The following is a 26789-nucleotide window of genomic DNA, read 5'->3' on the forward strand; positions in this document are numbered from 1 at the left end:
AAATAGAAATTAAAATTTAGTTAGTTGGCAATTGTTTTTGCAAAAATTCCAACATATTGCCACCCATGACTTTGGCAATACTTTGTTTAGGTACATTTTTTTGCAGTAAAGCCTGAGTGATCACGCTTAATTCACTGGTATCAAAGCTTGTGGTAACGCCTCCATCAAAATCAGATCCAAGAGAGACATGCTCAACGCCCACCAGATTTATGCCATAAATGATAGCGTCTGCCACGTCATTTGCAGTAATTTTGCAAATAGCACCATCCCAATAACCCACAGCTATTAGGCCGCCTCCATCTGCTATCTGTTGCATTAAACTGTCATCTATATTGCGTTTTGATTGGCAGTGACCGTTAAAACCTGTGTGACTGATCACCAAGGGAGCTTGACTGATTGCCAACACATCTTTCACTGTTTGTTCTGATGAATGGGATACATCGACAATGATGTCGAGTGCTTGCATTTTTTGCACCGCTTGCTGACCAAATTCAGACAATCCCTTTTGACTAGTACCATGCAGCGAGCCACCTAGTTTATTGTCAAAAAAGTGCTGCAAGCTCATCATTCTAAAGCCTTTATCATATAACACTTGAATGTTTTCCAGCTTACCGTCTAAGGCATGGGAGCCTTCGGTGCCGAGTAATCCACCTAGTAGTTTGGGGTTGCTTTCACGCTTGGCTAAAAATGTCGCCAACGATGACTGTGATGTGACTAACATCAAATCGTCAGGATATTGACTAGCCATTTGGCTGAGTTTATCTGCCTGATGAATCGCCCGTGCCGTTAAACTTGTCCAAGTTGCCACGGGCCAGCCTTGTACTAAGGATAATTTAGTGATGCTATCGGGGGCATCTGTGGCATTTTCTTCGTAATTGAGTCCTTCAGGAGACTTGGTCACAGTAGTGAACATTTGCAGGGCAACATTGCCTTTTTGTAACCGAGGAATGTCTACATGCCCTAGTTCTGCTTGTTCTGAAATATCCCTATCCCACAACAAGGTATCGGCATGCCAATCACCTACAATCAGTGAGTTGTGAAAGGCTAAAGCACTCGCATCTACACTATTAATAGGGTCTCGTTGTACTTGATTCATCTGCCCTTCAATTACACTAGGAACAAAAGTCCGTACGCCTGCATAAGCTATTACTACAATCGCTGCAAGGGCAACAACAATCCTTGTTTTTTTCATAAATACTCCGAGTCGAAAATGAGAGGGTTGGACTAATATACGTTACTTCTGAAATGCTTTTTGTAAATAAGCATTAAACGCAGGCGTTGCTTCGGCGCGCGCCTGAGCAATAACTTTAGCTTCGGGCATCTCATTTAATTTGGCAAGTAATTCTTTAGCGCCGGGGGCTTCAGATAGTAAATCAATATCAAATAGCTTAGCGGCGACTTTTGAGGCTAAATCGGCGGAATATAAAAAGAAGATATCTGCTGCGGTTATTTGCTCACCAGCAATATACGGAGAAAACGACGCTGTTCTAGAGATCGCCTGCATGCCATTTAACAAGGCACGTTTAACTTCTTTTTTGGTGATTTCTTCACCTGGAACTCCCCAAAATGCTTCGGCATGACAGCGTCTGGAGGGCAACTCAATATAAAGTTCGATCATTTTAACCAGCTCTTTAACTCTGGCTTTTTGATAAGGGTCTTTGGGGTATAAAGCAATGCCAGGATAGTTTTCGTCTAAGTATTCTAAAATCACATTGGTTTCAACTAACACTCCATCGTCGGTTTGTAGTGCTGGGACTTTACCGGTGGGAGCAATTGCCAAATATTCGGGAGTTTGATTAGGGTAGGTGATCACATCTTCACATTCGATGCCTTTTAGGGCAGTTAGCATCTTTACCATATTAAAATAATTGCTTACTGCAAAACCATATAATTTAAGCATAACTTTCTCCAAGCCAATTCATAAAACACCAATGTGACTTTTAATTAATCTAAACTCAACATATCTATATTTATTCATATTTATAAGGGATTCAATGGTATCGCCGAGTGAGGGCTGAGAATTGAGAGTGGAACACTGGAAGTTAGCAGGCAAGTCACAACTTTTAATCAGCGCCGCCATTTGCCATAATTAACTGACATTCATTAAGAGTAAGCTCAATGTGCGGTAGATTCGCAAATCATATTGGTGCAATGCATGGCTGGGCAGATATTTTATCTGATTGGCCTGCCCAAGCCGAGTTGGGGTTTAACATTGCCCCGACGCAAATGGCGCCTATCATTATCCCAGATGGCTGTGAAGTGTTTCGCTGGGGATTGCTGCCTAGTTGGGTGAAAACAGCCAACACGGAGTTTTCTACCTTCAATGCCAGATTAAAAACCTTGGCAGAAAAACCGTCATTTCAACATGCTTGGCAAACGGGACAACGCTGCATTGTGCCTGCGCTAGGGTATTATGAGTGGCGACAGGAAAATGGTCACAAGCAGGCATACTTTGTGTGTCGAAAAGACGGTAATCCCATATTGTTTGGTGGACTGTATGAAAGTCCAAGGCAAGATGCGCCAGGTTCATTTACGATTATAACTCGTCCATCTGAAGGTCATTTAACCCCCCTTCATCACGCAATGCCACTGATGTTTGATGAGCAATTGGCTCGTCAGTGGTTTACCGCCGAGCAGCAACAAAGTGAAGAAATTGCTTGGCTTCCCTATGCCGATGATTATCAATACTACCCGGTTTCTAGCAAAGTCAATAAAGCTAGTAACCAAGGTCCAGAACTAATTCAAGAAGTTGCCCCAGAAAGTCAAATTCAACAAGGGTTTGGTTTTTAAATTGGCCCATTAAAGATTAGCCTAGGCGACCATCAGGTCTAGGGCTAGTCAAAATTTTCCAATAGCCAAGCACGTAAATCAAATAGGCAAGCACCCAAAATATCGCTGCAACCAAATACATATTTACACTGATGTATGCTTGTAGATATTGAACTGCTAGGCGACTGATCCCCGCTAAAATAATCAATACAAATGCAATCTTCATACTCCAGTGGGGTTGCAGTGCTCGGCCTGTGTGGCCTAAGGAAATTCGCGCGATCATAGCTAATATGATTGAACTAATCGCCCCAGCGGTTAAACCATGTAAAGCGGTTGATGCAGATATATTGCCACCGGCAAAATACAGGGCAAACAAAGCCAAACTAATAGGTACAAACCAATAGGCCAAATGTAACGACCAAACTAAAGGAGTGCCAAAGGTTACCTGAGGGCGCCAGCGTATTGCACGAATGCTATGGCAAAGTGCTGCAAATCCAAATACCCATGCGATAACTGTTTTAGGCAAATAGCTGGATAGGTTAGTTAGGTATAATAAAGCTATCGTTAATGTTACGCCAATTACCGCTTTTTCCAGCCAAGCTAGGTTGGCGACTTTTTCAGTTTTTGTTCCATTTGCAGTGAACATGGGAAACACGCGTCCCGCGATAATGCTGATGATAAGGGTAATCGTCATCACAGTGCTATGAGCACCCCATCGATAATACTCAGGTTGTTGAGCTAACACCGACCAATGAGTGAGAAGGTTACCGGCCACCAGTAATATCAACACGGGAACGAAGATCAGGTTTCTATATTGTTTTACCTTTAATACTAATTGCCCCATAAATATGGCGGCTAAAACTAAAAAGCTGATGTCTACAATGGCCGTTAACCACTGATAGGATATTGGGTTAATGAAAAGCAACAAACGGCCTGCTAACCACAATGTAAACAGTGCGATTAACGACTTTCCATGGGTAGCTCGTAGCCCCGTCCAGTTTTGCACCGCGGTTAATAGAAAACCAACAATAATGGCAGCGACAAAACCAAATAGCATTTCATGGGCATGCCAAAAATATACACCGCCGTAGGGTGAAATCGAAATGTTTCCAGTTAACACTAATGCCCAAATCACCATACTAAAGATGGCAAAAATACTCCCCATTAAAAATAACGGTCTAAATGCTTGTCGCCAAATGGCGGGTATGGCTTGTTCAACTTTTGGCTCGGAAATATTCATTGTTGGCAGTTAACCTTATAAGGTACTTTTAAAATGTATCTTTTATAAGGTGCATATTAAAAGTATCATATGGGGGTGTCAATTCTATACTTACTCTAATCATTTTTAGGCGCGCAAAAATGCAATTAACTCGATATACCGACTATGGCTTACGTACACTTATTTATTTAGCCTTGTTACCCGCCGGTCGCAAGGCAAGTATTGATGAAATTAGTCAAACCTATGCTATTTCTCGAAATAATCTAAATAAAATTGTACATCAGTTGGGTAAAGCAAAAGTCATTCAAACTCAAAGAGGGAAGGGGGGCGGGGTGTTTTTAAATCTGCCTGCTGAAAAAATAAATATTGCTGAAATGGTACTGCTATTGGAAAACACCATGCAAGTGGTTGAGTGCAATAAACCCCCTTGCTGTATTTCCCCTGCCTGCAAATTAAAGGGCATATTTGCTGATGCCACTCAAGCCTTTGTCACTAGCTTACGGGGCTATTATTTAAGTGACTTATTAGTCGACGAACAAAAATCCTTGTTGAAAATATCGGTTTCGTAAACCTAATTTATAATAGTTATCGGGCTTATTTTACGCGACAGGAATTAACTGAATGAAATTAACAATACCTCCTCTAATAGTTGTAATTTCAACAGGCAGCTTAATGCAAGTTAGCGCTATTGTATGGCCATTTGCTCAGTTCAATATTACCAATAGTATCCATTTAATTCTGACAGCTTTACTCGGTTTGGGCGGGGCATGCATTGCTTTTTTCGGGGTTTTTGAGTTTCGCAAAGCCAACACTACTGTGGATCCTCGAAACCCGCATAAATCTCAACGTTTAGTTGATACTGGGATTTATAAATTTAGCCGCAATCCCATGTATTTAGGATTTCTATGTCTAATCCTATGCTGGTGGCTGTTGCTAAAAAATTTTACCTCTTTTATATTTATCCCAATATTTATTATTTATATAAATCAGTACCAGATTAAGCCCGAAGAAGATGCCCTTAACAAAAAGTTTGGGCGGCTTTATTCAGAATATTGTAAGCGGGTTCGTCGATGGATTTAGTCGCGACATGGGACGATTAAATCAATCAATGGGTGATCTAATATAGTTTTTTGCCAAGCTCTTTATTGATTTTACTGGTTTGTCACCTAAGCTAAATGACTAGACTTAGGTAAGTCATATATTTCAAACATAGTTAAAAGGATTTTCATGAAACTTTACCCTTATTCTCAGCTTAAAACTAAAAATTTATTTTCATTATTGCTAACAGTGCGTTTACTCGGCACCATCAGCAACCTCGCTTTTATTGCCACTATCGGCCTGCTTATTTTTAGTATTTTTGCCGGTCCGCAAACCGTTGAAGGAGACCCTGACGGCCTAATTGTTTCTATGACAACGCCCGGATACCGTGGGTGGGTTTGGACCTTAAGTGGTATTAGTTTCGGAGTCGGTGTGCTTAGTGCGGTTTTAAGTGGTCTGTGCGCTGCAGTGGTGTCTTGGGAATACCAAATCAGCAAGGATTAAACGCCGAGCTACTGCCCAAAGTTTGATGGTTCGTGGTAACCTAAAAATAGACAGCTTTTTGTTTAATTAAGGGTGAAGTAGTTATATGGGCGATATTTACACACAACTGATTACCGTCTTTCTGGGGTTTTTCGCAATTATGAACCCTATTGCTAACACAGCTGCATTTGCTGGCTTAGCGGGTGACAAAAGTAAATCAGAACAAGTAAAGATTGCCTTTAAAGCTTTGTTAATAACGTTTTTGGTGATTTTGTCTTTTTCTATACTTGGCAAAGCTATTTTTCATTTATTTGGTATTACCATTCATGCATTGCGAATTACCGGCGGGATTTTAGTCTTCATTGTGGGTTACCACATGCTCAACGGCAAAGGCTCAAAATTACATTCTGCACAGGAAAACGAAGATTCTGATTTAGCTGTTTCGCCTCTAGCCGTGCCACTTTTAGCTGGGCCAGGAACAATAGCAACAGCTATGAATTATGCAGCATCTGGCGGTCTGACCGGGATCTTAATTACTATTTCGGTCTTCGCGGTATTATGTTTGATAACTTTTATTTGTTTTATTTTCAGTTCAAATATTTTGTCAATTATCGGTGAAAGTGGGCTCAGTATTGTGACTCGATTAATGGGGTTAATTTTAGCCGTGATTGGCACCCAAATGGTTATTGTGGGCATAACGACTTTGATCAGCTCCATGGGCTCATAAGTCTAATACGAGATTATATAGCGCTACATTTTGTTGAGTTACGTTAAGCCAACGCTTTTGAATTTCTCCGTGCAAGGTGCTTTAGGTAAACGTAATCAGTCTTTTTGATTAGCGGCCGGTAAGCTTAAATATTCATCTACAACCCCTTTAATTTTATCTACTTACACCCATTTATATTTTATCTAGGTTAGGAATTAGAAAATGACATAAATGGAAATACTCAGTGAGCTCGGGAGTTATCGCAAAGAAGTTATTGGACTTATTGCGTTGCTGTTGTTTCCTCTGCTTTTCATTGTGTTAAGTAAACTGATTCGGTGGGCAAAAAGAAATTCCAAGGGGGCCTTTATTTTTTTAGCGGTATTTCCGCTGATTTCCCTATTTCCTATTCCCCCTTCCGCAACAGAAAGTTTAGATAAACAAAAACGTGAGCAAATAAAACGCAGTGAAGAATCTGGTGATCCACCCGATGCAGATGATGAAAACCTGAACAAGCAAAGTTGATGACATAGGCAACCCCATTTGTTGGCTAGTGTTAACAGACAAGGGATAATAGCCCATTGGTTTCTTTCCGTTTATTGTGAATAACGAGGTGTCTAATGTGGGATGAAAGATACGCTGACAAAGACTATGCTTATGGCAAACAGCCAAATAGTTTTTTAGCTGAGCAATACCGAGTAATGCCAAAAGGTAAGATTTTAAGCCTAGCCGAAGGTGAGGGACGAAATGCAGTGTTTCTGGCCAAACAAGGCTATTCGGTAACGGCGGTTGATGGTTCTGCGGTAGGGTTGGAAAAGGCGTCTATTCTGGCTGCAGAGAATGGAGTTGAAATCGAACTTATTCATGCCGATTTAGCCGAATTTGAAATCCGCCGAGGTACATGGGATGGCATTATTTCCATTTTCTGTCCTTTACCCACTGAATTGCGAAGCCGTGTCTATAAAAGTGCAGTGCAAGGGCTTAAAACTGGCGGCGTATTTTTGTTAGAAGCCTACACGCCCGAGCAATTGCAGCATGGGACTGGAGGTGGAAAGTCCATTGACTCAATGACGACCAAAGAATCAATACTCTCGGATCTAGAAGGTCTGAATTTCAACTACTTGAAAGAGGTTGAACGAGACGTTATTGAAGGCAAATATCATACTGGGAAAGGCGCTGTGATACAGGTAATAGCGACTAAACAAGGCTAATAAGTCACATTGATATTCCCAATACTGATTGGCTTCGATAGCTATTTCAAACAATTAGGAGACTAACTAAATGCAAGACTTCCCTCATCGTTATACTGTCGTTGCTCAAGGCAATGTGTCTGGTAGTTTAAATGCTAAATGTGAAAACTTAGTCGATATACCGGTTGCGCCACCGTCACAGTTTGGTGGCCCGGGCGACAAATGGTCGCCAGAAGATCTTTTTATGGCCTCAATTGCAAACTGCTTTGTATTATCATTTCGAGCCATAGCTAGAGCATCAAAATTGGAATGGCATTCTATTGAGTGTTCTTCAGCAGGGGAATTGGACAAAGTTGATGGAAAAATTCAATTCACTAAGGTCAAATCAACAATTAAGTTGGTGATCCCGGCCACTGAAAACAAAGACAATGCAGAAAGGTTGCTGTTTAAATCAGATGAAAAGTGCTTAATTCGTAACTCCATATCTTGTAGCACCAGTATCGATTGCGAGATTGTCCTCAGCGATGAATAAACAAAAGTAAAAAGACTTTAAGCATTTAAGCCGCATTATCTTTTTATTTTGGGAGTTTGTGCTATGAAATTTTTAGTTTTTTTAGGAACCGTTCGCGATAGTACGCCACCTAAACCCGCTCGCGTTGGTGAGCGCGTAAGCAAAGCCTGCTTGGCCTGTTTAAATAGCCGCTACACTGAACATGAATTTGAGTTGGTGGATGCGCTGGATTATCCGTTGGAACCAGTTTTCAAACCTCAGTTTGCTTACTTGAGAAGCAAAGCGCCGGTTAAGCTGAATGAACTAGCAGATAAAATACAATCTTGTGATGGGTATATCATGGTGAGCCCTGAATATAACCACTCCATGAGCCCAGCATTAGCTAACTTACTCAACCACTTTGGAAGCTCTTTGTTTTCCTATAAACCCAGTGCAATAGTGACCTATTCTGCTGGGCAATGGGGAGGAATGCGAGCTGCAGTGGGCATGCGTACTTTTCTTTCTGAGCTAGGTTGTCTTCCGGTTTCGGCAATGATTCATGTACCTAAAGCCCAAGAGGTCTTTGCAGATGATGGCTCCCCACAAGACGGTGAAGACCAGTCGTCATGGTTCAATTATTTCGCGCGTACCTTTAACCAATTAGTTTGGTGGGCAGAAGCTGCGAAAAAGCATCAAGTTGCAGTGGATCCCCATAAGATGGTGAAGGATTTCAAAACCAACCCGTCCCAGCGAAATGCACCTTGATTTGAACATTTCTGCAATTGATAATTGCTTGTGAAGCATGGTTATCCCTTTTAGACTGACTCTTAATTAGTAAGTTAATGGGCTTTTGAACAGTCCAGAAAATCAATTAATAAGGATAATTAGTGATGTTAAGCTCCACAGCAAGCTGTCTTTGCAAGGCGGTGACTATTACCGCAAGTGAAATTAACCCCAAGTTTACCGTTTGTCATTGTGATTCATGTCGAGGTTGGGGTGGTGGGCCATTTTTTGCTGTGCAATGCGGACAAAAAGTCAGTATTGATGGTGAAGATAAAGTGAAAATGTATGCATCCTCACCTTGGGCATCCCGTGGATTTTGCAGCGAATGTGGAACCCATCTGTTTTTTAAGTTTAAACAAAGCGGTGACTATAATATGCCAATTGGCATCTTTGAAAAGCTCGACGGGTTAGTCATGGATATGCAGTATTTCAGTGATCAGCGCCCAGACTATTATTGTTTTTCAAATCAGACAAAAGAACTCAGCAGAGCTGAAATAATGAGTTATTTTGCTAAAAAACTATAGGAATACAGATAGCTTTTGTATTGTTATTGAATCAATTACACGAGTTTTCTATTCTAGCAAAGGACTTCATTGTTTTAGTTTTTAAAGGGAAATAAAAATGAATATAAATATAAGTTTTCTGGGGGAAATTGTTTTTGGTTTTGCCCTTATTATGGCGGCTATTTGTTATTATCTTGGCAAACAAAAGGGTCAGAACCCTTATACAACGGCTTTGATGGGATTCTTATCCGGTTTAATTCCAGTTGTCGCCTTTATATATTTGATTGTTTTAATTAACAAACCTTCGGTTACCTCGCAAAAAACCTCCTGATAGGGGGTCTACTCCAATTAACTCACTATAATTAAAGTGTTCTTAGCCAAAACGGATCCCACATGAATGTTTCTAGCTTAAGCCAAAAAGAGTATAAAAGTACGCTGCGTGATCTTCAGATTCAACTGGTAAAACTGCAAAATCATATTATTCAAAATAATTTGCGGCTATTAGTTATTTTTGAGGGGCGAGACTCGGCAGGCAAAGATGGCATTATTAAACGAATTACTGAGCATCTAAGTCCCCGTGATACTCGAGTGGTTGCTCTAGGGAAACCCTCGGATCGCGAAGCGAACTCATGGTATTTCCAACGTTATGTGAGTCACCTTCCCAGTGCCCAAGAAATGGTATTGATGAATCGCAGTTGGTATAACCGCGCTGGCGTTGAACGGGTGATGGGGTTCTGTACTGAAGCCGAGTATCAACATTTTATGCAAATGGTCATTCAGTTTGAGCGCATGTTGATCGAGTCTGGCATTCACATTGTGAAATATTATTTGGATATTTCTAAACAAGAACAAATTGCCCGCTTAGAAGATAGGCGCACTAATCCTTTAAAACAATGGAAAATTAGCCCTATTGACGAAGTAGCCATTGCTAAATGGAATGAGTACAGCGAAGCACGCAATGAGATGTTAAACCGAAGCCATAGTTATACCACCCCTTGGCACGTGGTGAGTGCTGATGATAAAAAACAGGCTAGAATAAACGTAATTCGTCATTTATTGTCAGAAATCGACTACCAAAACAACTTGAATAAGCATAACGATGTTGATGAAAACGTGGTGTTTCAGTTTACCCCGCAAAACTTACATAATGGTAAAATCAGTAACTAAAAAGTGGCATTGATATTTGCCATTACTTAGCTCATAAACTCGATACTTTGGGCTGGAAAATCTAGGGTAATTTGATCTCCGTAGTGAATATTGTCGATGGGAGGCGCCAATATTTCGATTAGGTTACTTTGTTGGAAGTGCAGGGTTTTGGTTTCTGGATGAGGGTAATAAACCCATGCACTATAGTTTTGACCTTGAAATGTAATTTGGCATTTAACAAATGAAAATGTTTCTGGGTTAAAGCCCTGTGCCCAAGTTACGTTTTCAAAACAAAAGCTAGGGTGAAGAATTTTGAACCCAGAAACGGCAAGTTGCACATTTAGGGTGCCATTGAAACACTGGCTTAGATCTAAACCTAAGTTTTTAAAAAACGGCTTCTGCATTTCAATTGTGCCTGTGGGGTAGGTAGAGTCAGTGCCGCTTCCCGAGGCAACCTGGTGTCCCTTTATGACTGTGCCAGAAACACTGATAGGAGCAGAAGGCATTGTGCTTAACACTTCAACAAGGTTTTATTAGGGTGGATCCCCACAATCAAACCCGAAATATTAAAGGCTATTTCTACACTATCACCGGTTTTAAAATTGCCATTGATAAGGTTCATTTGCTCTAAAGTATCAATGAGTTGCTTTGATATTTTTACCAGTTCCTGGTCACAGGTTCTAAGTTCCCAGCCATTTTCAAATTGGGTAAGTATCGCTGATTTTTGATGGTGGCTTGCCAGCAGCGCCTTTTGTTGCAGATAATCTTGATAATGTTGTTGATATTGTTGGCTAATATGCTGGTAATCCTGCGACTGTTGTTCATCTATATTATGTATTTCCACAGAGGTATATCGCAGGGTATCTGATGATTGTTTCCATTCATAAGATTGCCATGCTACTAAGCCTATTAATAAAATGGTTGCGGCAGCAAAGGTTCCATGTTGAAAGTTGTGGAACCAAGCATATAGACTTGATTGAGTCTGGGTGCTTTGCATCAATTGACGCTTCATGCTGGCAGTACCTTGGATCTTAGATTTTCGGTGCTGATATAGGTCAGATATCCGAGTTTCAAAGTGTTCTGCTTTTTTTGACGACCCTTGATCGTGTTCGTTGGGCTTAGTCATGATATTTCTCTAATTTTTCGCGAAGGGAATTCTTCGCATATCTAACTCTACTTTTAACCGTCTCTACACCACATCCGGTTATATCAGCGATTTCCTGTAACCCAAAGCCTTCCTGCTGTAGACAGAAGCTTTCTCGTTGTTCAAAGGGCAAAGACATTAATATTTTGTCAAAAATAGTCTCAATAGGATCCGCAAAGTCAAAGGCGGTTTTTAACTGTTCCAACGGCTTATCAGTTAATGACTCACAACGATTTGTGCGCCTAAACTCGTCAACTAAAATGTTTCTAGCAACCGTAAATAGCCATGCATTAAATCGTCCAGATTCTTTATATAAGTGAGGTTTTTCAAAAACTTTTAACCAGGTACGTTGGCTAATATCTTTTGCTAAATGTATGTCTGATTGAGTGACTAAAAAGTGATAAAGGTCATCTCCACAGTTATCATAAAGCTGCTCAAAGAGTTTTTTATCACCGCTTTGGGCAAAGCGTACTATTAGCCACTCGTTTGAATGGCTAATTGAGAACAAAGATTTAATCGCTAAAGTGATACTCACACAACATCCTTTGTGGCTGTGAAAAAAGTTAGCTTTCTAATTTAAAGTCTAACACAACTTCTAAACCTGTCTGCTCAGTGGGTTTACCATCAACTATTTGTGGTCTGTATTTCCACTTTTTTAACGCCTTCCGAGCTTCTCGCTCAAAGGTTCGTTTAGGCTGGGCATCAATAATTTGTATGTTTTGCACCGCACCACTTGCATCAATATTAAATTGTAGTTTTACCCAACCTTCAATACCGTCCCTTGCTGCATGGGCAGGGTATTTCGGTGAAATTCGCACCATAGGCGTGGTTTCAGCATCTTGAATGGATAAAAATTGATTGTCTTGGGTGATTTCCTGAGTAGGGACTTCAACTTTAAAGTCGGCGATTAGGTTGCTCTCATTAGGCTCTAACATTTCCTTAGGTTGAATAGTTTGTGGCATTAACTTAGGAGGTTCAATGGGCTTCAACTTGGTTTTTTCTATGGCTTGACTGTCTTGGGTGTTAAAAACCGGATCCACAAAAACACCTGCTGTTGGCGGGGCAATGTAATCCGCATTTTGTGCTATCAGTTTTTGCATTATTACAAATAAACTAAAAGTAATAATGGCAGCAATTACCACACAAGCGGATATTTTAAGATGTGAGTAATTGGGTCTATAAAGCATAACACTTTGCATATTTCTTCCTGTTACTTGATAGGTTTAAAGACTAAACGAATCAGAAATAGCAACGGGGTTAAAAATTTAAAAAAATATGTTTAGGAAGACGTTTCAATCTCTGCCAATAAGGTAGTTTTAAATTGTACTTCCCAGCAAATGCATTTACATTAAACTAACATCTAAGGGTGATATAGGTGAAAATGAAAGTGACGACTTCGGTTTGGTCGCAGTTACAGTAGTCAATGATGGCTTGTCTTTAATAATAGGTTCTTAAATCTAGGCAACTCGTTTAGACGATAGATAAATTTCACTTTTTTCAGGGTCTTAGTTTAATAATTTAATGATGATAAAACATACAATAAATGCTAAATTTGTTGTTCTATATAGTAGACATCGTTTTTATCTATATTTAGACCAGCAGATTACGCAGTTATGTTAACTTTTGATGGTATTAGGGAACTTTAGGCACAGCCATAAAGTGAGTAGCAGTTAAGCGTGCACGCCAGTATGAAGCTGCAAAAATTTTGCTAGATTAGGATGTCGATTTTGGAATCAAATCACCGTAATAATGATAACCCGTTCGTTGGATTAAATGCCTTTGAGATTAAGGATGCAGATAACTTTCAAGGAAGAGAGGATGGAATTCAACAAGCGCTGTCAAAACTTCAGCATAAAGCTCAATCATCCCAACCCTTTCTATTGCTGCTCGGAAAAAGCGGAGCTGGTAAGTCGAGTCTTTTACAAGCAGGTATTTTCCCAAAATTAGACGAACTGCAGTTCGCTGACGGTAAAGTAGAGTTTCGTTCTACTATTATTACTCCTTGCAACTTGAGTATCGATCCCTTTAAGTCTCTTATCTCGGCTTTATCCGATAGCTCTGAACAATCAATTGTGGCTAACGAAGAAATTAATGCGTTAGTTAAAATGTGCAAACAGCAACCTGATAAATTCTTGCAGTTGATGAAACAAAAAGTGGAGTCTTGGCCTGCGGATAAAAAACTAGCAATTGGTATCTTGCAACTTGAGCGATTATTTTTAACTGACTCTTTAGGGTACACGGAGCGTCGATATTTCACTGACATCTTGGCCGGATTGGTTATCCATTGCGGTATTCTTGTGGTAGCGACTTTACGCAGTGATTTTTACCATACCCTATCCGATTATCCCGCGCTGCTGAGATTAAAACAAAATGGGGGACAACTTGATGTTTTACCTCCCACATTAAATCAACTTAAAAAAATGGTGTCACCAGAGCCTGCCAAACATTTAAAATTTGAGCAGGCAAATGGCGAGCAAGTTAGTTTAGATGAATACATTGCTCAGCGTGCCTATGAATTCCCAGATAGCTTACCGTTATTACAATTTGTTTTATTTCACCTCCATCAAAATCGTTCGCAAAATGGTCTGATTAATTATTCAACCTACCGAAATTTAGGAGGTCTAGAGCGAGCTATAGCAAAAATGACCGAGCAAACCTTCGAAAGCTTGGATCGTTCTAATAAAAGACACTTTCAACGGATAATAAGTCGCCTAGCTGTATTATGTTCAAAAGGCCAGTATGAAAGGATTTGGGTCAAAGCTGACGATTTATACAAAAGTCATAATGGCAAAGAGCTTGTCGATGCCTTTGAAGCAATTGGCATTATGACGAGTGAAAAGGCTATTGATGGAAACATCTATATTAGTTTAGTACATGATTGTTTATTTTCTAATTGGCCTCGATTGAGTGAAACCCTAGATAATCATCAAAAAAAGCTCGAGTTAAAAAACAAGTTAGAAGCTCAAGCTTCAGAGTGGAAAAGTGCCACTAGGCCTTCAGCTTATTTACTTGCGCCGGGTAAGTCATTAGAGGAAGGGAAGTCGATTCTTAAACAAGGTGGAGCCATAAGTTCAACGTTGAGAGCGATGATCCACGCCTCGGTTAAACGCGCAAGTCTCAAATATCGGGTTGGATTTGGCTTGGCAATAGTTCTATTAATGATTTTTGGTTTTATGGTGAATAATGCGTACGACGCTAAAGTAAAACAAAAAATTGCGGAAGCTAAATTGGTTGAAAGTCATGAATTAATAGAGTTTCTTATTGATGAAAGCGCAAAATTAGAGGCGATTGGAAGATTAGATTTAATCCAAGATAGTTCAGAACGCTCTTTGCAATATTTAAGTACGGTAACGCCGAAAGATGACTCCACCGCTGCTAAATTGAGTCGTAGCCAAACGTTTTTCAAATTAGGAAAAGTTTATCTGGAAAACAGACAGTATTCAGGTGCCTTAGATGCATTTAATAAAACCCTAGAATTGGATACTGAACTGGTAGAGATCCATCCAAATGGATTCACTTATGTATTGGAGTTGGCTCATGCGAACTACTGGATTGCGATGACACATTTGCGTGCCGGCGATGTGCAAAAAGCTGAGCAGTATTTTTTATTCTACCAAGCGAATGCTTTTGACTTAGTTGAATTGCAGCCCGATAGTCCAATCGCCAAAATAGAGCTTTCTAGAGCGTATGCAAACTTAGCTAAAATCGCTGCCCAACGAGGACAGTTAGAAAGTGCTAGTCAAAGCTTTTTTGAAGCTGTGAAATTTACCGAAAAAGGCAGAGCAGCAGCTCATGTGAACGATCTCTTAGAGGCAGCTAGCGCCTATACATGGTTGGCTAATAAGTATTATTCGGAATTAAAAATCGCTGAATCCCTAGAGATGAATAAAGGCGAGCAAAGATTAAGAAGTTTAATTAATAAAAAACAAAGCTCTCCTGCCAATGCAATGGCGGCTGCATATTCCTTATGGAAATTGGCTAATGAAAACATGCTAGTTGGTCAGTATAAACAGGCTGAAGCAGTGCTCAACGACCTTAAAGTAGCTTGTGCTAAAGGCATGGTAGCTGAAAATGCTGATATTCAATGGCGTTATCTATATGCATTTAGTGATGCAGGATTAGCCAAAATAGCAATGTTAACGGGTAATTCACACAAAGCTAATGCACTATTTGAAGCTAGCTATAGGAAAGTTGCAGATACCTCAGCGGGTTTAATGGGGCAGTGGCAAAATGCCTTCTTCGAACGTCAATATTGGTTAGCTAGATTGCACCATGAGAATGGCAATCAGCAGGGCTTTGTATCTGCAAGCCAAGTCGTGACCAATGCTAATGACGATGCTGCGATTAAGTGGAAAGTTCGTTTAGCGACTTTGTCTGGCAAAGAGGTGAGTTTTGATATCATGCAATCTGACGAATTATTGAAACCACAACTGTTGATCGCAGCACTAGAGTATTATAGTTTTCACCGTCATTTAGAAAAATTAGAGCGATTATGGCAACAAGTACCCCAAGAAATGTGGTTAAATAAAGATCTTGATGGGTTGCGTGACACTGTGCGCAAACAAATTCGAGAATTCACGTCACAATAAATAATCAATTAGAAGTACTCCAAAAATATGATGATAGGTGAAATTGCTGCTCTTAGCACCGCTTTGTGCTGGGCCGTTGCAGCACGTATGTTTCGAATATTAGGCAAAAACTTTTCGCCTTTAGCATTAAATCTATGGAAAGGCTTGGCTGCAATTGGCATTTTGCTGGTAATTACGCAGTTCTTTCTTCCTCAAGTCTCAGTGTCCAACTCGACCATGTTATGGCTGCTATTTAGTGGTGTTATAGGCATCGGCTTGGGGGATACCTTTTTCTTTCAAGCATTAAATAAAATTGGTGATAGTCAGTCAATCCTAGTTGCCGAAACCTTAGCACCTATTTTCACTGCATTACTGGCTATGGCGTGGATAGCCGAGTGGCTGACGTGGCAGCAATGGTGCGGTATAGCCTTAGTCTTATTTTCAGTGGATATGATCATTAAGATCCAAAAGCGTTCCAGTTTTGAGGCATTTGAATTAAGTGGTTATATTTATGCTGGTCTTGCCGCCTTATGCCAAGCCGTTGGGGCGGTTGTCAGTCGAGATATTCTGACCTCTACTGGAATTGATGCCTTCAATGCCAGTCAAATTCGATTAATTGGTGGTTTAGGTATCATCGTTATTTTGATGTTTATAACCAAACAAAAGTGGTTGCCTACTACCGATAATGTCAAACGCACCTGGCTATTTTTTACTGGTGCCACCGTAATAGGTACATTTGCTGCTTTGTATTTACAAATGGTTGCCTTCACTTATACCAAGGCGGCAGTTGTGCAAACCTTGTTTGCCATGAGTGTAATTCTATCCCTAATAGTAGCCAAAATACTGGGGGAAAAAGTGAGTGGCAAGACAACTATTTGGTCAATCATTGCGTTAATAGGTGTTGGTGTGTTGGTGGGCTTAGAACATCTTTAGCAAGCACCTTGTTGTGGAGAGTTGATTAAATTAGTTTAGTTTTTATGGAATAATTTCGTTTCTTATTCGTTATCCAAGTGTCATTAACATAAACACGAGGAAACGAAGATGACTAAGCTAAATAAAATTTTAAACCTAATGGTACTTGTTGGTGCGGCTCACGTAAGCACTGTTACTTTGGCTGCCGATGTACAAGTTAGCCATGACATTCAGTTATCTAATCAAAGCCAAGTTTCTCAACAAACTGATACCGATGAAGGTTCTACTGATGTCTCAGCTGAATCAAACACTTCCGCTGATGGCAGTGCTTCGGTTCAAGCCGATAGCGATACGACCTCAGAACAACAACAAGCCGAATCTAGTGCTCAAAGCAGCGCAGATATGCTTGCTACTCAAAGTGCCAATCTCAATACCACACTAGTTAGCACCACTGAAGGGCTAAGCTCGACTGTAAGTAATTCCAGCGCTATCGCACTCAATCAATCCTTATCTGCAGTGTCTACAGTAGCCCTTTTGGGAAGCTCAGAAGTAGAAAACGCCGAACTTGAAAGCACTGACTCAGTAAATGAGAGTGAAGAATTGCAAGAAACGGCAACTGACGATGGAACATTGTTAGCTGAATCTGCTTTAGCATCAGAATTTGATGCCGTGTCCACCCTTGAAAATACGGTTGCTTTGAGCAGTGCATCTGAGCTGGCCACAAACCTTGAAAGCAGCGTGCAACAAGTTGCGATAATCGATGTTGCCAGCCAAACCTCTCAAGTGATTGGACAAACTGTGAATACGACTATTGCAGATAGTATTGCAAGTAATGCGCAAAGTTCAGTGTCGCAAACAGTAAACGGTCAAATTAGTGCTCTTGTAACTGAGCAAATTAATACTGAAGTGGCCACTGCGGCAACTAGCGAAGTGCTTAACACAATCAGCAATGATTTAGACCTAGGTATCTAACCTTTCTTAACCCTGCAAGTATACGCCGGCGATTTGCCGGCGTCCTTTATGTATTATCGGTGGTCAAAATATGAAAATATCAATTCGAAATATTACCTGCGTATTAGTTTGTGCAACCAGCTCTTTGGTTTTCGCTGGCAATCAGTCCGAGTTTAACCTAAGCGGTGAAGTTGAAGCTGGTCTGACTCATAATTCTGCATTGAGTGTGGATGAATTGGACGATGTATCTAACCAAAGCGATAACGGGCATACACTGGGTGGGATGTTACAAGGGAAGTGGCAGATAAACCCAAAAGCACAAATCACAAGTCGCTATGCTTACAATCAACAACGTTACAATGAGTATTCACAATATGATTTAGATTTGCATCAATTCAGCCTAGATAGCAGCTATAAGTTTAGCCAAGTTGAACTTGGGTTACGTTTTGATGGCGCTAAGGCCCGTTTACCCGCTGGCACCTTCTTAGACTTTCAACAGCTGAGTGTGTATGTCGGTAAGTTCCTGCAACCAGAGACGTTTCTGCGTGGGAGTTTGAACCTGAAAAATAAAGCATTTACCGAACTTACGCAAAGGGACGCCACTGGATTTAATGCATCAGCCGATCTATTTCACTTTATGAATAACGCTAAAACAATGTTGCTGATTGGACTAAGTGCTGAAAAAGAAAGTGCTGAAGATAACCAGTTTAATTACTGGGGAATGGGTTTGAATACTAAGCTAACCCATAAATTCGATATCTTTGGGTTGTCGTCTAAAGTCGGTCTAGGTTGGCGATATCAGTATAAAGACTATGACTCAGTGGAAGTGTCTGAATTCCAAGCCCGTTATAATTTAGAGCGAGACGAAATTAGGCAAGTTATTCAAGCCAACTGGGAAATGTTTATTCTCAACAATTTATCTATTGTGACCGAGTTAGAGCATGGTAATTATAAATCGAAAATGGAAAACTTAAGTTACCAACAAAATGTAGCCAGTTTAGGTTTAAATTATAGCTTCTAAGGTGGTGAGTAAATTTATTACCTTAATTGCTTTTCCCTGTATTTCTTACAATTCCGCCAATTCCATAAATGGGATCCCTGCCTTTTGGACCTAAATCAACCGCTAGGTCTGAAAGGGAGGTTAAAATTGCCTGACGATCAATTGAGTTTAGATGGTCTGATTCTGCTAACAAACAGGTTAACGCCGCCGAGACCACTGGAGCTGCCATGGATGTCCCCGACTCTTTGCCCAATCCCCGCTTTACTTGCGCGGTTACTACATTCACGCCCAAAGCCGAATAATCTACATAGTCACCGCGATTTGACCAGCGGTAAGGTTGCTGTAGCTTATCAAAAGCGCTCACCGCAATCACTTCTGGATACCCCGCAGGATAAAGCTCTGGTGCAGCAGGGCCTTGATTACCTGCTGCTGCCACAATGATGGTTCCCTGATGATTAGCGGCTTTAACAATGGTGGCTAACATTTTATTGGGAGGCCCGGCCAAACTCATATTAACAACCTTTATCTGTTCTTCCACTAACCAGTTCAAGGCTGAAATCATGGCATCTAAAGTTGCACCTTGGGAATAATCAGATTGTCGATAAAATACTTCAGCTGAATAGACTTTTCCGTGGCTAAGTAAGGGGGTCAATGGACCTAAGTTGCCCACCAGTACACTGGCCACAGCTGTACCATGTGCCTGGGGCGAGGATAAATCATCAATTAAGAATGATTTTGCGATGATGCTGGCCTCGGCGAATGCTCCATGCTGTTGGTCAATCCCACTGTCTATCATGCCTATTTTGACTGGGGTGTCGCACAAGGCTTTACTTGGGCTGTTTTCTAGATTTTGACCGGTGAAAGACGACTGTGCTTGTGGGGCAGCAGTTTGCGCTTGATAAATATGATTACGATCTAAGGTTCCTAAGGTCTGTTCTGGCAAGTGTTTCGCTAGCGCCTGTTTCGAGTCTAAAGATTCAGGCACAGTGAAACGCAACAATGAAAGTCCAAGCCCCGAGTAATTCGTTTCAGCATTGATGAAGGCACCTAAAGCTAATAGGTTTTGTTTCGTTTGTGGATTGGCTAATACCACCCATTGATTTTGGATCGCGCGCCAACCATCCTCTGTTTCCACTTCCACAAAGATAGGTTTCCCCAAGTTTTCCCCTATGGCTAAGGTTTTTGGAAGTAACGTAAGAGACTCGGTAACCAGTTCGTCAACAGGAGGAAGAGTGCTTAACGCAAAAGGGCGATCCATAACCTTTTGGCTGACTTGACTCTCAATCCGCTCAACGCTTCGTTCAACACTATCAATTTGCTTTACAATACCTTTGGTATTAATAATTTGTGCGGATGTTAGATGGCTAAAAGCCAGAAAACTAACTAAAGTGAATTTTTGCAGTGTCATGCAGACCTCTTACTGAAAAGACTAAACTTGAACAGTTAACGTTTCAGCTAAAAATAAATTTCATTTTTTTTGGAATAAAATCTTGGCTCATTCGTCTTCTTTATAAATGAGAGAGAAAACAAGAGAAAAACCATGAATGAATCCTTTGAAAATATCATACCCATGTTGAGGCGTTTTGCCTATTCATTGACTGGTAGTAGTGCCGACGCAGATGATTTAGTACAGGCAACGTTCGAACGAATCTTAAGTAAAGGTGTGCCAGACGATGTGGAAACTCTCAAATGGGCGTTTAAAGTCTGTCGTAACGTTTGGATCGATGAATATCGCTCACGTAAAGTGAGACAAAATGCGACCCAAGTACCAGAGTTGCAAGAACAAACGGAAGAGCATCACAAGCAACAAGAGCAACATGAAGCTCAAGAGCTATTGACTACAGTGAATTCTGCAATGGATACCTTGCCCACCGACCAACGCTCGATTTTGTCATTAGTGGCGTTACAGGGCATGTCATATAAGGATGTGGCGTCGACAATGGAAATTCCCGTCGGTACGGTAATGAGTCGATTATCTAGGGCTCGAAATACCTTACTAAATTTAGTTAAACCGCAAACGTTAGGGGAAAACGCATGATTATCAGCGACGAAAAATTAAGTGGTTTTTTGGATGCCGAGCTGAACCAGGAAGAAATGGAACAGGTTCGTCAAGCCCTCGAAACCGATGATGAGTTAGTCATGCGCTTGGCACAATTATCCCAGGTTGATCAGTGGGTAGTTGAAAATGCTCAGCAAATTGACCAACAACCAGTGCCGCAAAGATTAACTGAACTGGCCCAGCAAATAGATGCTAAACAAGGTTCTGGTGCGCAACCCGTGCAAGACAATGTTGTTCAGATGTCTAAATGGAAAAAGCATAAACCGGCTTTCAAATTACCTTATTCGATTGCGGCTGGGGTGGCCTTGGTTGCTGCTGTTGGTTTATTAACCCTGAATCAAGAAACGCCAAACTCAAGTGTTTCAACGGAGATTGCCGGTATTTTAGATACCACAGTCAGTGGCCAAACCACGTTTACTGAGAATGGCTTAGCGGTGAAAACTCAACTTAGTTTTGCTAATCACCAAGGGCAGTTGTGTCGTCAATATCAAATGGCTACAGATGAAAATAGCAGTACCAGTATCGCCTGCAAACAAGCTACTGGTTGGCATATCGAAGCACAACATTCTAATTCTGGGCAAGGGAATAGCGAGGATTATCAAACTGCCTCAAGTGAGCAGGAGTTAGATGCAGTAATTGATCAACTTATAGACGGTTCAGCTATGGACAAAACCCAAGAGCAGCAAGCTATTGCCAATAATTGGTTAGTGAATAAATAAATACAGACAAAATTGGTTTAATCCAAAAGAGGTGAAATATGAAATCTATCATGATGTTTTTATCAATCGTACTTTTGTTATCAGGCTGTGCTTCAAAACCTGATTATCGTGCCGCACAAAACGGTTCAGTTGGTTACAGTGAACAAAAAATTACAGATGACCGTTACCGAGTGCAGTTCAAAAGTTATTCCAGAAGTGTCGCCGATGCGTCAGACTTTGCGCTACTGAGATCAGCTCAATTAACTCAGCAGCAAGGTTATGATTGGTTTGTGGTAACCAGCAAAGAGACCTTTGTGGAGTCTGAAGCCTACCAACCTGCATCCTCGTTGGGAGTGAGTCATCAACGACACCTCGAGCGTGACTGTGGATTGCTTACCTGTAATAGCTACCATCGTCCGTCGACGGAGATTGATATGACTATCGCTGCTGGGTCTGGTAATGAACGTAAAGAAGTTCACACTATTTTAGATATTCGCATGGGTAAAGGGGTGAAACTTAACGAAGAAGCCTATAGCGCACAAGATGTCATCGACAATTTAATAGACAAATCGCATAGGGACTAATTGCAGCGTAATTGAATCGGCTTTAAGGACAAAAGTGATGGCGGCATAACCCCCATCACTTTCTTATGAAATAAGTGTTGCCTTAAGTGTCGGCTTTATATACAATTCGCGCGCTTAAATCAGCTATCACCTTTAGTTCCTTGTCTCAACACAGTTTAGCTGAGCTGTAAGAGGCTACAACCGTAAGGAGCAACAATGCGTCATTACGAAATCGTGTTTATGGTCCACCCTGACCAAAGTGAACAAGTTCCAGGTATGATTGAACGTTATACCGGAATCATCACGAACGACGGCGGAACAATCCACCGTTTAGAAGACTGGGGCCGCCGTCAATTGGCATACCCAATCGAAAAATTGCATAAAGCACACTACGTACTAATCAATGCTGAAGCGACTGCAGAAGCAATTGAAGAGCTAGAAACTGCTTTCCGTTTTAATGATATTGTTCTGCGTAACCTTGTTATGCGTACCAAAGGAGCTGAAACTGAACAGTCTCCAATGGCGAAAGAAGAGCGTCGTGATGATCGTCGTGACGACCGTCGTCAGGAACGCACTGAAAAGCAAGAAGAAGCACCTGCTGCAGCTGTAGAGTCTGCTAGCACTGAAGACAAAGCATAAGGAGACAGACAATGGCTCGTTTTTTTAGACGTCGTAAATTTTGCCGTTTCTCAGCTGAAGGTGTTGTCCAGATCGATTATAAAGACATCGCTTTGCTGAAAAACTATATCACTGAAAGTGGTAAAATCGTACCAAGCCGTATCACTGGAACTAGCGCTAAATATCAGCGTCAGTTGTCAACTGCTATCAAGCGCGCGCGCTTCCTAGCATTGCTTCCATATACTGATTCTCACAAGTAATCGTTGGCGTAATTAAGAGGTAGCAAAGATGGAAATCATTCTACTAGACAAGATCGCCAACCTGGGCGGCTTGGGTGACACTGTCACTGTAAAATCAGGATATGCACGTAACTTCCTTTTTCCTCAGAAAAAAGCAGTTCCTGCAACTAAAGCAAATGTAGAAAAGTTTGAAGCACAACGTGCTGAACTAGAAGCAAGCATTGCAGCAACTTTAGCTGCTGCTGAAGCTCGCGCTGCTAAAGTCACTGAGCTTGGTGAAGTAACTATTGCTTCTCCAGCTGGTGAAGAAGGTAAGCTTTTCGGTTCAGTTGGTACTCGTGATATTGCTGATGCAATCACTGCTGCTGGCGTTGAAGTTGCTAAATCTGAAGTGAAATTGCCTACTGGTACTTTGCGTGAAACTGGCGAGTTTGAAATTGACTTACAGTTGCACTCAGATGTAATGACCACTGTTAAATTGGTTATCATCCAAGAAGCATAAATCTTAGATTTATAGACTTAAAAACCTCGCTCCGGCGAGGTTTTTTTATGCCCAAAGAAAAATCCCCCCAACGGGCTAAAGCCCGTCCTACAGGTATTTTGGCGTGGTTTTATATATGTAGCATGGGCTTCAGCCCATGGGGTAAGGTGTGTTTTCAACGGGCTAAAGCCCGTCCTACAGTTATTTTCCAGCGTGATAGGTTTGGTTTTAGATATGTAGCATGGGCTTCAGCCCATGGGTTAAGGTGTGTTTCCAACGGGCTAAAGCCCGTTCTACAAATATCAAACTTCGTTTAATTCTGTTAGTAGTTCTTCTGCATTCGCTTTTTCGGTGAAATACACCTTCGAATCTAAAATTTCGTTCAATAGCCTCACTGCTTGTTTGGTTTTATTTAACTTCGCTAAGGTGAAGGCGAGATGATATTTAAGGTTTGGGTTGCTGGCATCTCTTGTCATGGCGTTTCGAAGTACGGTGATGCTTTGTTCATAATTGCCCTGCTTGGCTAGTATCCAACCGTAGTTGCTCAGAATGTTGACATTGGTACTGTCGAGTTCCATGGCTTGAAAAGAGTAATCTGCACTTTTGTTTAAATCTGTGGGTAAGTATAAATATGCTAAGCGATTGAGCAGAGCCGCTTTATTCGGCATATTATTGTTAACTAGAATGTACTCATATTGTTCGATAGCGATAGAAGCTTGTCCATAGTAAAAGTGGTACTGGGCTAACAAACTGCGAGGGAAGTAGCGACTAGGGTAAGTGTTTACTATGCGGTTAATTGTCGTTAAAAATTCGTTCTTTGATAATCCATTGGCAACATGAGCATAAAGTTTGGCAAGGGCTAATTCATATTGGTCATCTATTTCTATTATTTTCAAATAGTACTGTTTGGCAATATCGTACTGTTTTTTTGCATCATTCAACTCACCAAACTTCAACAATACATCAGGATTATTTGGCGTGCTTTGAGCCAAGACCTTAAGTTGTTTTTCGGCTTCAATAAGCTCATTTTGAGTGATAAGTTGAGACACCCACTGTAAGTGTAAGTCTATGTCTGTCGGTTTTAATTTATGAGCTTGCTCGATTGCTACCAAGGCTTTGGCTTCTTCATTTACAGCTAAATATAATTGACTTAACGCTAACAAGTTAAAGGCTGTTTTTTCAATCAGGCTGTCATATTTTTTAATAGCTCTTAAGGCTTTGTCTTTGTCTTTTAACTTTATCAATAGCTGTGCTTCTTTCAATACGTAAAGAGCATAACGAGGCTGTAAGCGTTGCAGGCTTTGTGCTAATCGCAGCGCTGGAGTGTATTTCCCCTGAGTCTCGTTTATTTGCAGTAAGCCTTCCATTGCCTGTAAATTGTTTATATCTTGCTTTAGTATTGATTGATAAAGGTTTGTTGCTTTATCCGTATTAAACATTGCTAAATTAATTCTGGCGAGTCTAAGTTTAACCGCAATATCGCTGGTATTGATATCGAGCAACTTCTCTAATGTCAGCAGTGCTTCTGGGTATTTTTTCAAGCGGGTTTGCACCGTTGCAAGGTTGTATAGTGCTGAATAAGATTCAGGGTTCTGAGTCAGCACATTTTCGATAGCATCCATAGCCTGCAAATCTTGGCCCTGCATGATAAGCATTGCGGTATTCAGGTTTTTAACATCAACATCGTTGGGCATTAAATCTTTGAGTTTAGCTAAGCTGATATTTGCTAGATTAAGACGCTTTGCCTCCATATTTACCATGCAGTGTTCCACAAGAACTTTTTTGTTTTCCGGATAGGCAGTCAACAAACGGTCTAAGTCCGCTAAGGCGAGCTCGCTTTTACCGCGCGCAATGGCTACTTGAACAGCAAATAGTTTATATTCCACCTGTTCAGAAAAATCGTCTTCTAGCCTTTCCAATAAAGCCACTGCTCTATGAGGCTTATGGTTAACTAAATATAAGCCGCCTAAAAACAAAGACTGAGAAAGGTTGTTGAATGTTTGTCGCTGATACTTTTCAAATACTTCTAATGCAGCATCAAAGTCGTAAAGGGCGGAGTAGGTTTTTGCTAATAGGTAGGCAGATTGAAACTCTCCACCGGAACGTAAGTTGTATTCTGCTAAGTCGTCTCTAGCGCTTTGGTATTGCCCAAGTAAAAATGAAACTGTGCCGCGTAAATAAGAAAAGGTTGGATACTCATCAATCAAATATCTAGGTAAGCCGTTAAGTCGATTTGCCAATACTTGCATTTGCTTATAGCCATCACTTTCATTGGCGGTTTTAACGGCTAACCAATTCCGCGCAAATTGCACATACAAGTCATTGGGTGATTCTACTAATAACTTATCGGATAGAGAAAACGCTTTATCAAGGTCGTTACTGGCAATATATGCGTCAACCAAGTTTCGTGCTATTGCTGGCTCTGTAGGATTTATTTCAAGGGCTTTATTCAAGAATGTTATGGCTTGATTAATATTTCCTTGAGCACGTGCTAGTTGCCCTTTCAAGCGCCAGGTTTCGGCGTTTTCAGAGGATACAGCCATAGCTCTATCGATTAACTTTTCAACTTGCGGGTAGTTTTTCTCAATCAAGGCTATGGTCACCAAGCCATTAATAGACGCAATATGCGAGTTATCAATGTTTAGGTTTTGTTGATAAAGCTGATTGGAGCACTGGTAATCTAGCAAATTAATACAAGCTGCAGCTTGATAGGCGTTCCATTCCATTTGGTTTTCTTTGGATAACCTTCCAGAGTAGTCGAGCTCAACTAGTTGTTTGTACTTTTTTAAATTAAGTAATGTTTCTGCCCAATCCGCAAACACTAGATTAATATCAACACGAGCAGTTATGGCTTCACTAATCTCTTTTTCTGCATCTTCATAGAGTTTGTTTTTTACCAGCAATTTACTTAGTAAAATTTTGGCAGACAAATCATTTGGATTCTTTTGCAGGGTATTTTTAACGTGTATGTAGGCTTCTTCGTATTGTCCTTGTGCATAGTTAGCAAGGGCTTTTTCGTAATCTGAGTTGTTTGCACTAACAATTTGAGTGAAGCAACAAGCGGAAACTAAAACGATGTAATTAAGTTTCTCATAAAGGAATTTTAAATGATGTCTTTTCATGGGATCTCTGGCACTGGCAATGGGCAGCCAAGGGGTTATTTGTACGAAAAATGCTGAGTTTAATATACCTTGAACTAGATAATTTAAAAACCCGAAAGAGTATACGCAAG

The 26789-nt window shown here is 40.8% G+C and carries 32 protein-coding genes; 23 read left to right on the plus strand and 9 right to left on the minus strand.

Annotated features, from left to right (window positions below; translation table 11 throughout):
- Positions 1-16: 16 nt before the first annotated feature.
- Positions 17-1192, minus strand: coding sequence for a dipeptidase (locus tag ABJV04_RS14775; RefSeq protein ID WP_348492340.1), 1176 nt, complete (start codon positions 1190-1192; stop codon positions 17-19).
- Positions 1193-1234: 42 nt separating this feature from the next.
- Positions 1235-1900 (minus strand): glutathione S-transferase, encoded by a 666-nt coding sequence (locus tag ABJV04_RS14780; RefSeq protein WP_348492341.1) that lies wholly within the window; start codon positions 1898-1900, stop codon positions 1235-1237.
- A 218-nt stretch (positions 1901-2118) separates the two neighbouring features.
- Here ABJV04_RS14780 and ABJV04_RS14785 point away from each other — a divergent pair, with 218 nt between their 5' ends.
- On the plus strand, positions 2119-2790 hold the full coding sequence (locus tag ABJV04_RS14785; RefSeq protein ID WP_348492342.1) for an SOS response-associated peptidase: 672 nt from the start codon (positions 2119-2121) through the stop codon (positions 2788-2790).
- Positions 2791-2806: 16 nt separating this feature from the next.
- Here the strand turns inward: ABJV04_RS14785 and ABJV04_RS14790 are convergent, their stop codons facing one another.
- Positions 2807-4009, minus strand: a complete 1203-nt coding sequence (locus tag ABJV04_RS14790; protein WP_348492343.1) for an NnrS family protein — start codon at positions 4007-4009, stop codon at positions 2807-2809.
- Between the two features lie 119 nt (positions 4010-4128).
- On the opposite strand from ABJV04_RS14790, the gene ABJV04_RS14795 reads away from it, so the two are divergent.
- The 11 genes from ABJV04_RS14795 (at position 4129) to ppk2 (ending at position 10345) form a co-directional block, all read left to right on the plus strand.
- A complete protein-coding gene (locus tag ABJV04_RS14795; protein WP_348492344.1) occupies positions 4129-4557 on the plus strand; it encodes an Rrf2 family transcriptional regulator in 429 nt (142 codons plus the stop codon).
- Positions 4558-4609: 52 nt separating this feature from the next.
- The gene (locus ABJV04_RS14800; protein WP_348492345.1) at positions 4610-5068 is read left to right on the plus strand and encodes an isoprenylcysteine carboxylmethyltransferase family protein; all 459 of its coding nucleotides are present in this window, start codon (positions 4610-4612) and stop codon (positions 5066-5068) included.
- Between the two features lie 147 nt (positions 5069-5215).
- Positions 5216-5530, plus strand: a complete 315-nt coding sequence (locus ABJV04_RS14805) for a hypothetical protein (protein WP_348492346.1) — start codon at positions 5216-5218, stop codon at positions 5528-5530.
- Between the two features lie 85 nt (positions 5531-5615).
- On the plus strand, positions 5616-6236 hold the full coding sequence (locus tag ABJV04_RS14810) for a MarC family protein (RefSeq protein ID WP_348492347.1): 621 nt from the start codon (positions 5616-5618) through the stop codon (positions 6234-6236).
- 210 nt (positions 6237-6446) lie between these two features.
- Positions 6447-6737, plus strand: coding sequence for a hypothetical protein (locus ABJV04_RS14815; protein WP_348492348.1), 291 nt, complete (start codon positions 6447-6449; stop codon positions 6735-6737).
- A gap of 95 nt (positions 6738-6832) precedes the next feature.
- A complete protein-coding gene (locus ABJV04_RS14820; RefSeq protein WP_348492349.1) occupies positions 6833-7423 on the plus strand; it encodes a class I SAM-dependent methyltransferase in 591 nt (196 codons plus the stop codon).
- Positions 7424-7493: 70 nt separating this feature from the next.
- A complete protein-coding gene (locus tag ABJV04_RS14825) occupies positions 7494-7934 on the plus strand; it encodes an OsmC family protein (RefSeq protein WP_348492350.1) in 441 nt (146 codons plus the stop codon).
- A gap of 63 nt (positions 7935-7997) precedes the next feature.
- Positions 7998-8657, plus strand: coding sequence for an NAD(P)H-dependent oxidoreductase (locus tag ABJV04_RS14830; RefSeq protein WP_348492351.1), 660 nt, complete (start codon positions 7998-8000; stop codon positions 8655-8657).
- A gap of 125 nt (positions 8658-8782) precedes the next feature.
- Positions 8783-9199: a GFA family protein gene (locus tag ABJV04_RS14835; RefSeq protein WP_348492352.1), complete on the plus strand. Its 417-nt coding sequence runs from the start codon at positions 8783-8785 to the stop codon at positions 9197-9199.
- 97 nt (positions 9200-9296) lie between these two features.
- Positions 9297-9509 (plus strand): hypothetical protein, encoded by a 213-nt coding sequence (locus tag ABJV04_RS14840; RefSeq protein ID WP_348492353.1) that lies wholly within the window; start codon positions 9297-9299, stop codon positions 9507-9509.
- Positions 9510-9571: 62 nt separating this feature from the next.
- Complete coding sequence (gene ppk2 / locus ABJV04_RS14845) at positions 9572-10345, plus strand: polyphosphate kinase 2 (RefSeq protein ID WP_348492354.1); 774 nt, start codon at positions 9572-9574, stop codon at positions 10343-10345.
- A 26-nt stretch (positions 10346-10371) separates the two neighbouring features.
- On the opposite strand, the gene ABJV04_RS14850 is transcribed toward ppk2, so the two are convergent.
- From ABJV04_RS14850 to ABJV04_RS14865, 4 genes are read right to left on the minus strand one after another with little or no spacing between them, the layout of a single operon-like run.
- The gene (locus ABJV04_RS14850) at positions 10372-10830 is read right to left on the minus strand and encodes a hypothetical protein (protein ID WP_348492355.1); all 459 of its coding nucleotides are present in this window, start codon (positions 10828-10830) and stop codon (positions 10372-10374) included.
- A 5-nt stretch (positions 10831-10835) separates the two neighbouring features.
- Positions 10836-11450, minus strand: coding sequence for a hypothetical protein (locus tag ABJV04_RS14855; protein ID WP_348492356.1), 615 nt, complete (start codon positions 11448-11450; stop codon positions 10836-10838).
- Positions 11443-12003, minus strand: coding sequence for a sigma-70 family RNA polymerase sigma factor (locus ABJV04_RS14860; protein ID WP_348492357.1), 561 nt, complete (start codon positions 12001-12003; stop codon positions 11443-11445). The genes ABJV04_RS14855 and ABJV04_RS14860 overlap by 8 nt, the downstream gene beginning before the upstream one ends.
- A gap of 28 nt (positions 12004-12031) precedes the next feature.
- Entirely contained in the window at positions 12032-12667 is a 636-nt protein-coding gene (locus ABJV04_RS14865; protein WP_348492358.1) for a TonB family protein, read from the minus strand.
- A gap of 528 nt (positions 12668-13195) precedes the next feature.
- Here ABJV04_RS14865 and ABJV04_RS14870 point away from each other — a divergent pair.
- The 4 genes from ABJV04_RS14870 (at position 13196) to ABJV04_RS14885 (ending at position 18920) form a co-directional block, all read left to right on the plus strand.
- Positions 13196-16057 carry a hypothetical protein gene (locus ABJV04_RS14870; protein WP_348492359.1) on the plus strand — a complete coding sequence of 954 codons (2862 nt, stop codon included), beginning with the start codon at positions 13196-13198 and terminating at the stop codon, positions 16055-16057.
- Positions 16058-16084: 27 nt separating this feature from the next.
- Positions 16085-16969 (plus strand): DMT family transporter, encoded by an 885-nt coding sequence (locus tag ABJV04_RS14875; RefSeq protein ID WP_348492360.1) that lies wholly within the window; start codon positions 16085-16087, stop codon positions 16967-16969.
- Positions 16970-17077: 108 nt separating this feature from the next.
- Complete coding sequence (locus ABJV04_RS14880; RefSeq protein WP_348492361.1) at positions 17078-17920, plus strand: hypothetical protein; 843 nt, start codon at positions 17078-17080, stop codon at positions 17918-17920.
- Between the two features lie 70 nt (positions 17921-17990).
- On the plus strand, positions 17991-18920 hold the full coding sequence (locus tag ABJV04_RS14885; RefSeq protein ID WP_348492362.1) for a hypothetical protein: 930 nt from the start codon (positions 17991-17993) through the stop codon (positions 18918-18920).
- A 22-nt stretch (positions 18921-18942) separates the two neighbouring features.
- Here the strand turns inward: ABJV04_RS14885 and ABJV04_RS14890 are convergent, their stop codons facing one another.
- Positions 18943-20307 carry a S8 family serine peptidase gene (locus ABJV04_RS14890; RefSeq protein WP_348492363.1) on the minus strand — a complete coding sequence of 455 codons (1365 nt, stop codon included), beginning with the start codon at positions 20305-20307 and terminating at the stop codon, positions 18943-18945.
- 132 nt (positions 20308-20439) lie between these two features.
- On the opposite strand from ABJV04_RS14890, the gene ABJV04_RS14895 reads away from it, so the two are divergent.
- The 7 genes from ABJV04_RS14895 (at position 20440) to ABJV04_RS14925 (ending at position 23874) form a co-directional block, all read left to right on the plus strand.
- Complete coding sequence (locus ABJV04_RS14895) at positions 20440-20937, plus strand: RNA polymerase sigma factor (RefSeq protein WP_348492364.1); 498 nt, start codon at positions 20440-20442, stop codon at positions 20935-20937.
- Positions 20934-21677, plus strand: coding sequence for a hypothetical protein (locus ABJV04_RS14900; RefSeq protein WP_348492365.1), 744 nt, complete (start codon positions 20934-20936; stop codon positions 21675-21677). The genes ABJV04_RS14895 and ABJV04_RS14900 overlap by 4 nt, the downstream gene beginning before the upstream one ends.
- 38 nt (positions 21678-21715) lie before the next feature.
- The gene (locus ABJV04_RS14905) at positions 21716-22240 is read left to right on the plus strand and encodes a hypothetical protein (RefSeq protein WP_348492366.1); all 525 of its coding nucleotides are present in this window, start codon (positions 21716-21718) and stop codon (positions 22238-22240) included.
- Between the two features lie 195 nt (positions 22241-22435).
- On the plus strand, positions 22436-22858 hold the full coding sequence (gene rpsF, locus ABJV04_RS14910; protein WP_348492367.1) for a 30S ribosomal protein S6: 423 nt from the start codon (positions 22436-22438) through the stop codon (positions 22856-22858).
- An 11-nt stretch (positions 22859-22869) separates the two neighbouring features.
- Positions 22870-23097, plus strand: coding sequence for a 30S ribosomal protein S18 (gene rpsR / locus ABJV04_RS14915; protein ID WP_008843478.1), 228 nt, complete (start codon positions 22870-22872; stop codon positions 23095-23097).
- Between the two features lie 28 nt (positions 23098-23125).
- Positions 23126-23578, plus strand: coding sequence for a 50S ribosomal protein L9 (rplI, locus tag ABJV04_RS14920; protein ID WP_348492368.1), 453 nt, complete (start codon positions 23126-23128; stop codon positions 23576-23578).
- Positions 23579-23625: 47 nt separating this feature from the next.
- Complete coding sequence (locus ABJV04_RS14925) at positions 23626-23874, plus strand: hypothetical protein (protein ID WP_348492369.1); 249 nt, start codon at positions 23626-23628, stop codon at positions 23872-23874.
- On the opposite strand, the gene prsT is transcribed toward ABJV04_RS14925, so the two are convergent.
- The gene (prsT, locus tag ABJV04_RS14930; RefSeq protein ID WP_348492370.1) at positions 23860-26679 is read right to left on the minus strand and encodes an XrtA/PEP-CTERM system TPR-repeat protein PrsT; all 2820 of its coding nucleotides are present in this window, start codon (positions 26677-26679) and stop codon (positions 23860-23862) included. The two genes, ABJV04_RS14925 and prsT, sit on opposite strands and share 15 nt — an antisense overlap.
- Positions 26680-26789: the final 110 nt, after the last annotated feature.

This window comes from Aliiglaciecola sp., from assembly GCF_039982535.1.
Taxonomy (GTDB): domain Bacteria; phylum Pseudomonadota; class Gammaproteobacteria; order Enterobacterales; family Alteromonadaceae; genus Aliiglaciecola.

Coding starts and splice junctions, on each gene's coding strand:
- ABJV04_RS14775 (WP_348492340.1), bottom strand. CDS start 1,192: ATGAAAAAAACAAGGATTGTTGTTGCCCTTGCAGCGATTGTAGTAATA.
- ABJV04_RS14780 (WP_348492341.1), bottom strand. CDS start 1,900: ATGCTTAAATTATATGGTTTTGCAGTAAGCAATTATTTTAATATGGTA.
- ABJV04_RS14785 (WP_348492342.1), top strand. CDS start 2,119: ATGTGCGGTAGATTCGCAAATCATATTGGTGCAATGCATGGCTGGGCA.
- ABJV04_RS14790 (WP_348492343.1), bottom strand. CDS start 4,009: ATGAATATTTCCGAGCCAAAAGTTGAACAAGCCATACCCGCCATTTGG.
- ABJV04_RS14795 (WP_348492344.1), top strand. CDS start 4,129: ATGCAATTAACTCGATATACCGACTATGGCTTACGTACACTTATTTAT.
- ABJV04_RS14800 (WP_348492345.1), top strand. CDS start 4,610: ATGAAATTAACAATACCTCCTCTAATAGTTGTAATTTCAACAGGCAGC.
- ABJV04_RS14805 (WP_348492346.1), top strand. CDS start 5,216: ATGAAACTTTACCCTTATTCTCAGCTTAAAACTAAAAATTTATTTTCA.
- ABJV04_RS14810 (WP_348492347.1), top strand. CDS start 5,616: ATGGGCGATATTTACACACAACTGATTACCGTCTTTCTGGGGTTTTTC.
- ABJV04_RS14815 (WP_348492348.1), top strand. CDS start 6,447: ATGGAAATACTCAGTGAGCTCGGGAGTTATCGCAAAGAAGTTATTGGA.
- ABJV04_RS14820 (WP_348492349.1), top strand. CDS start 6,833: ATGTGGGATGAAAGATACGCTGACAAAGACTATGCTTATGGCAAACAG.
- ABJV04_RS14825 (WP_348492350.1), top strand. CDS start 7,494: ATGCAAGACTTCCCTCATCGTTATACTGTCGTTGCTCAAGGCAATGTG.
- ABJV04_RS14830 (WP_348492351.1), top strand. CDS start 7,998: ATGAAATTTTTAGTTTTTTTAGGAACCGTTCGCGATAGTACGCCACCT.
- ABJV04_RS14835 (WP_348492352.1), top strand. CDS start 8,783: ATGTTAAGCTCCACAGCAAGCTGTCTTTGCAAGGCGGTGACTATTACC.
- ABJV04_RS14840 (WP_348492353.1), top strand. CDS start 9,297: ATGAATATAAATATAAGTTTTCTGGGGGAAATTGTTTTTGGTTTTGCC.
- ppk2 (WP_348492354.1), top strand. CDS start 9,572: ATGAATGTTTCTAGCTTAAGCCAAAAAGAGTATAAAAGTACGCTGCGT.
- ABJV04_RS14850 (WP_348492355.1), bottom strand. CDS start 10,830: ATGCCTTCTGCTCCTATCAGTGTTTCTGGCACAGTCATAAAGGGACAC.
- ABJV04_RS14855 (WP_348492356.1), bottom strand. CDS start 11,450: ATGACTAAGCCCAACGAACACGATCAAGGGTCGTCAAAAAAAGCAGAA.
- ABJV04_RS14865 (WP_348492358.1), bottom strand. CDS start 12,667: ATGCAAAGTGTTATGCTTTATAGACCCAATTACTCACATCTTAAAATA.
- ABJV04_RS14875 (WP_348492360.1), top strand. CDS start 16,085: ATGATGATAGGTGAAATTGCTGCTCTTAGCACCGCTTTGTGCTGGGCC.
- ABJV04_RS14880 (WP_348492361.1), top strand. CDS start 17,078: ATGACTAAGCTAAATAAAATTTTAAACCTAATGGTACTTGTTGGTGCG.
- ABJV04_RS14885 (WP_348492362.1), top strand. CDS start 17,991: ATGAAAATATCAATTCGAAATATTACCTGCGTATTAGTTTGTGCAACC.
- ABJV04_RS14890 (WP_348492363.1), bottom strand. CDS start 20,307: ATGACACTGCAAAAATTCACTTTAGTTAGTTTTCTGGCTTTTAGCCAT.
- ABJV04_RS14895 (WP_348492364.1), top strand. CDS start 20,440: ATGAATGAATCCTTTGAAAATATCATACCCATGTTGAGGCGTTTTGCC.
- ABJV04_RS14900 (WP_348492365.1), top strand. CDS start 20,934: ATGATTATCAGCGACGAAAAATTAAGTGGTTTTTTGGATGCCGAGCTG.
- ABJV04_RS14905 (WP_348492366.1), top strand. CDS start 21,716: ATGAAATCTATCATGATGTTTTTATCAATCGTACTTTTGTTATCAGGC.
- rpsF (WP_348492367.1), top strand. CDS start 22,436: ATGCGTCATTACGAAATCGTGTTTATGGTCCACCCTGACCAAAGTGAA.
- rpsR (WP_008843478.1), top strand. CDS start 22,870: ATGGCTCGTTTTTTTAGACGTCGTAAATTTTGCCGTTTCTCAGCTGAA.
- rplI (WP_348492368.1), top strand. CDS start 23,126: ATGGAAATCATTCTACTAGACAAGATCGCCAACCTGGGCGGCTTGGGT.
- ABJV04_RS14925 (WP_348492369.1), top strand. CDS start 23,626: ATGCCCAAAGAAAAATCCCCCCAACGGGCTAAAGCCCGTCCTACAGGT.
- prsT (WP_348492370.1), bottom strand. CDS start 26,679: ATGAAAAGACATCATTTAAAATTCCTTTATGAGAAACTTAATTACATC.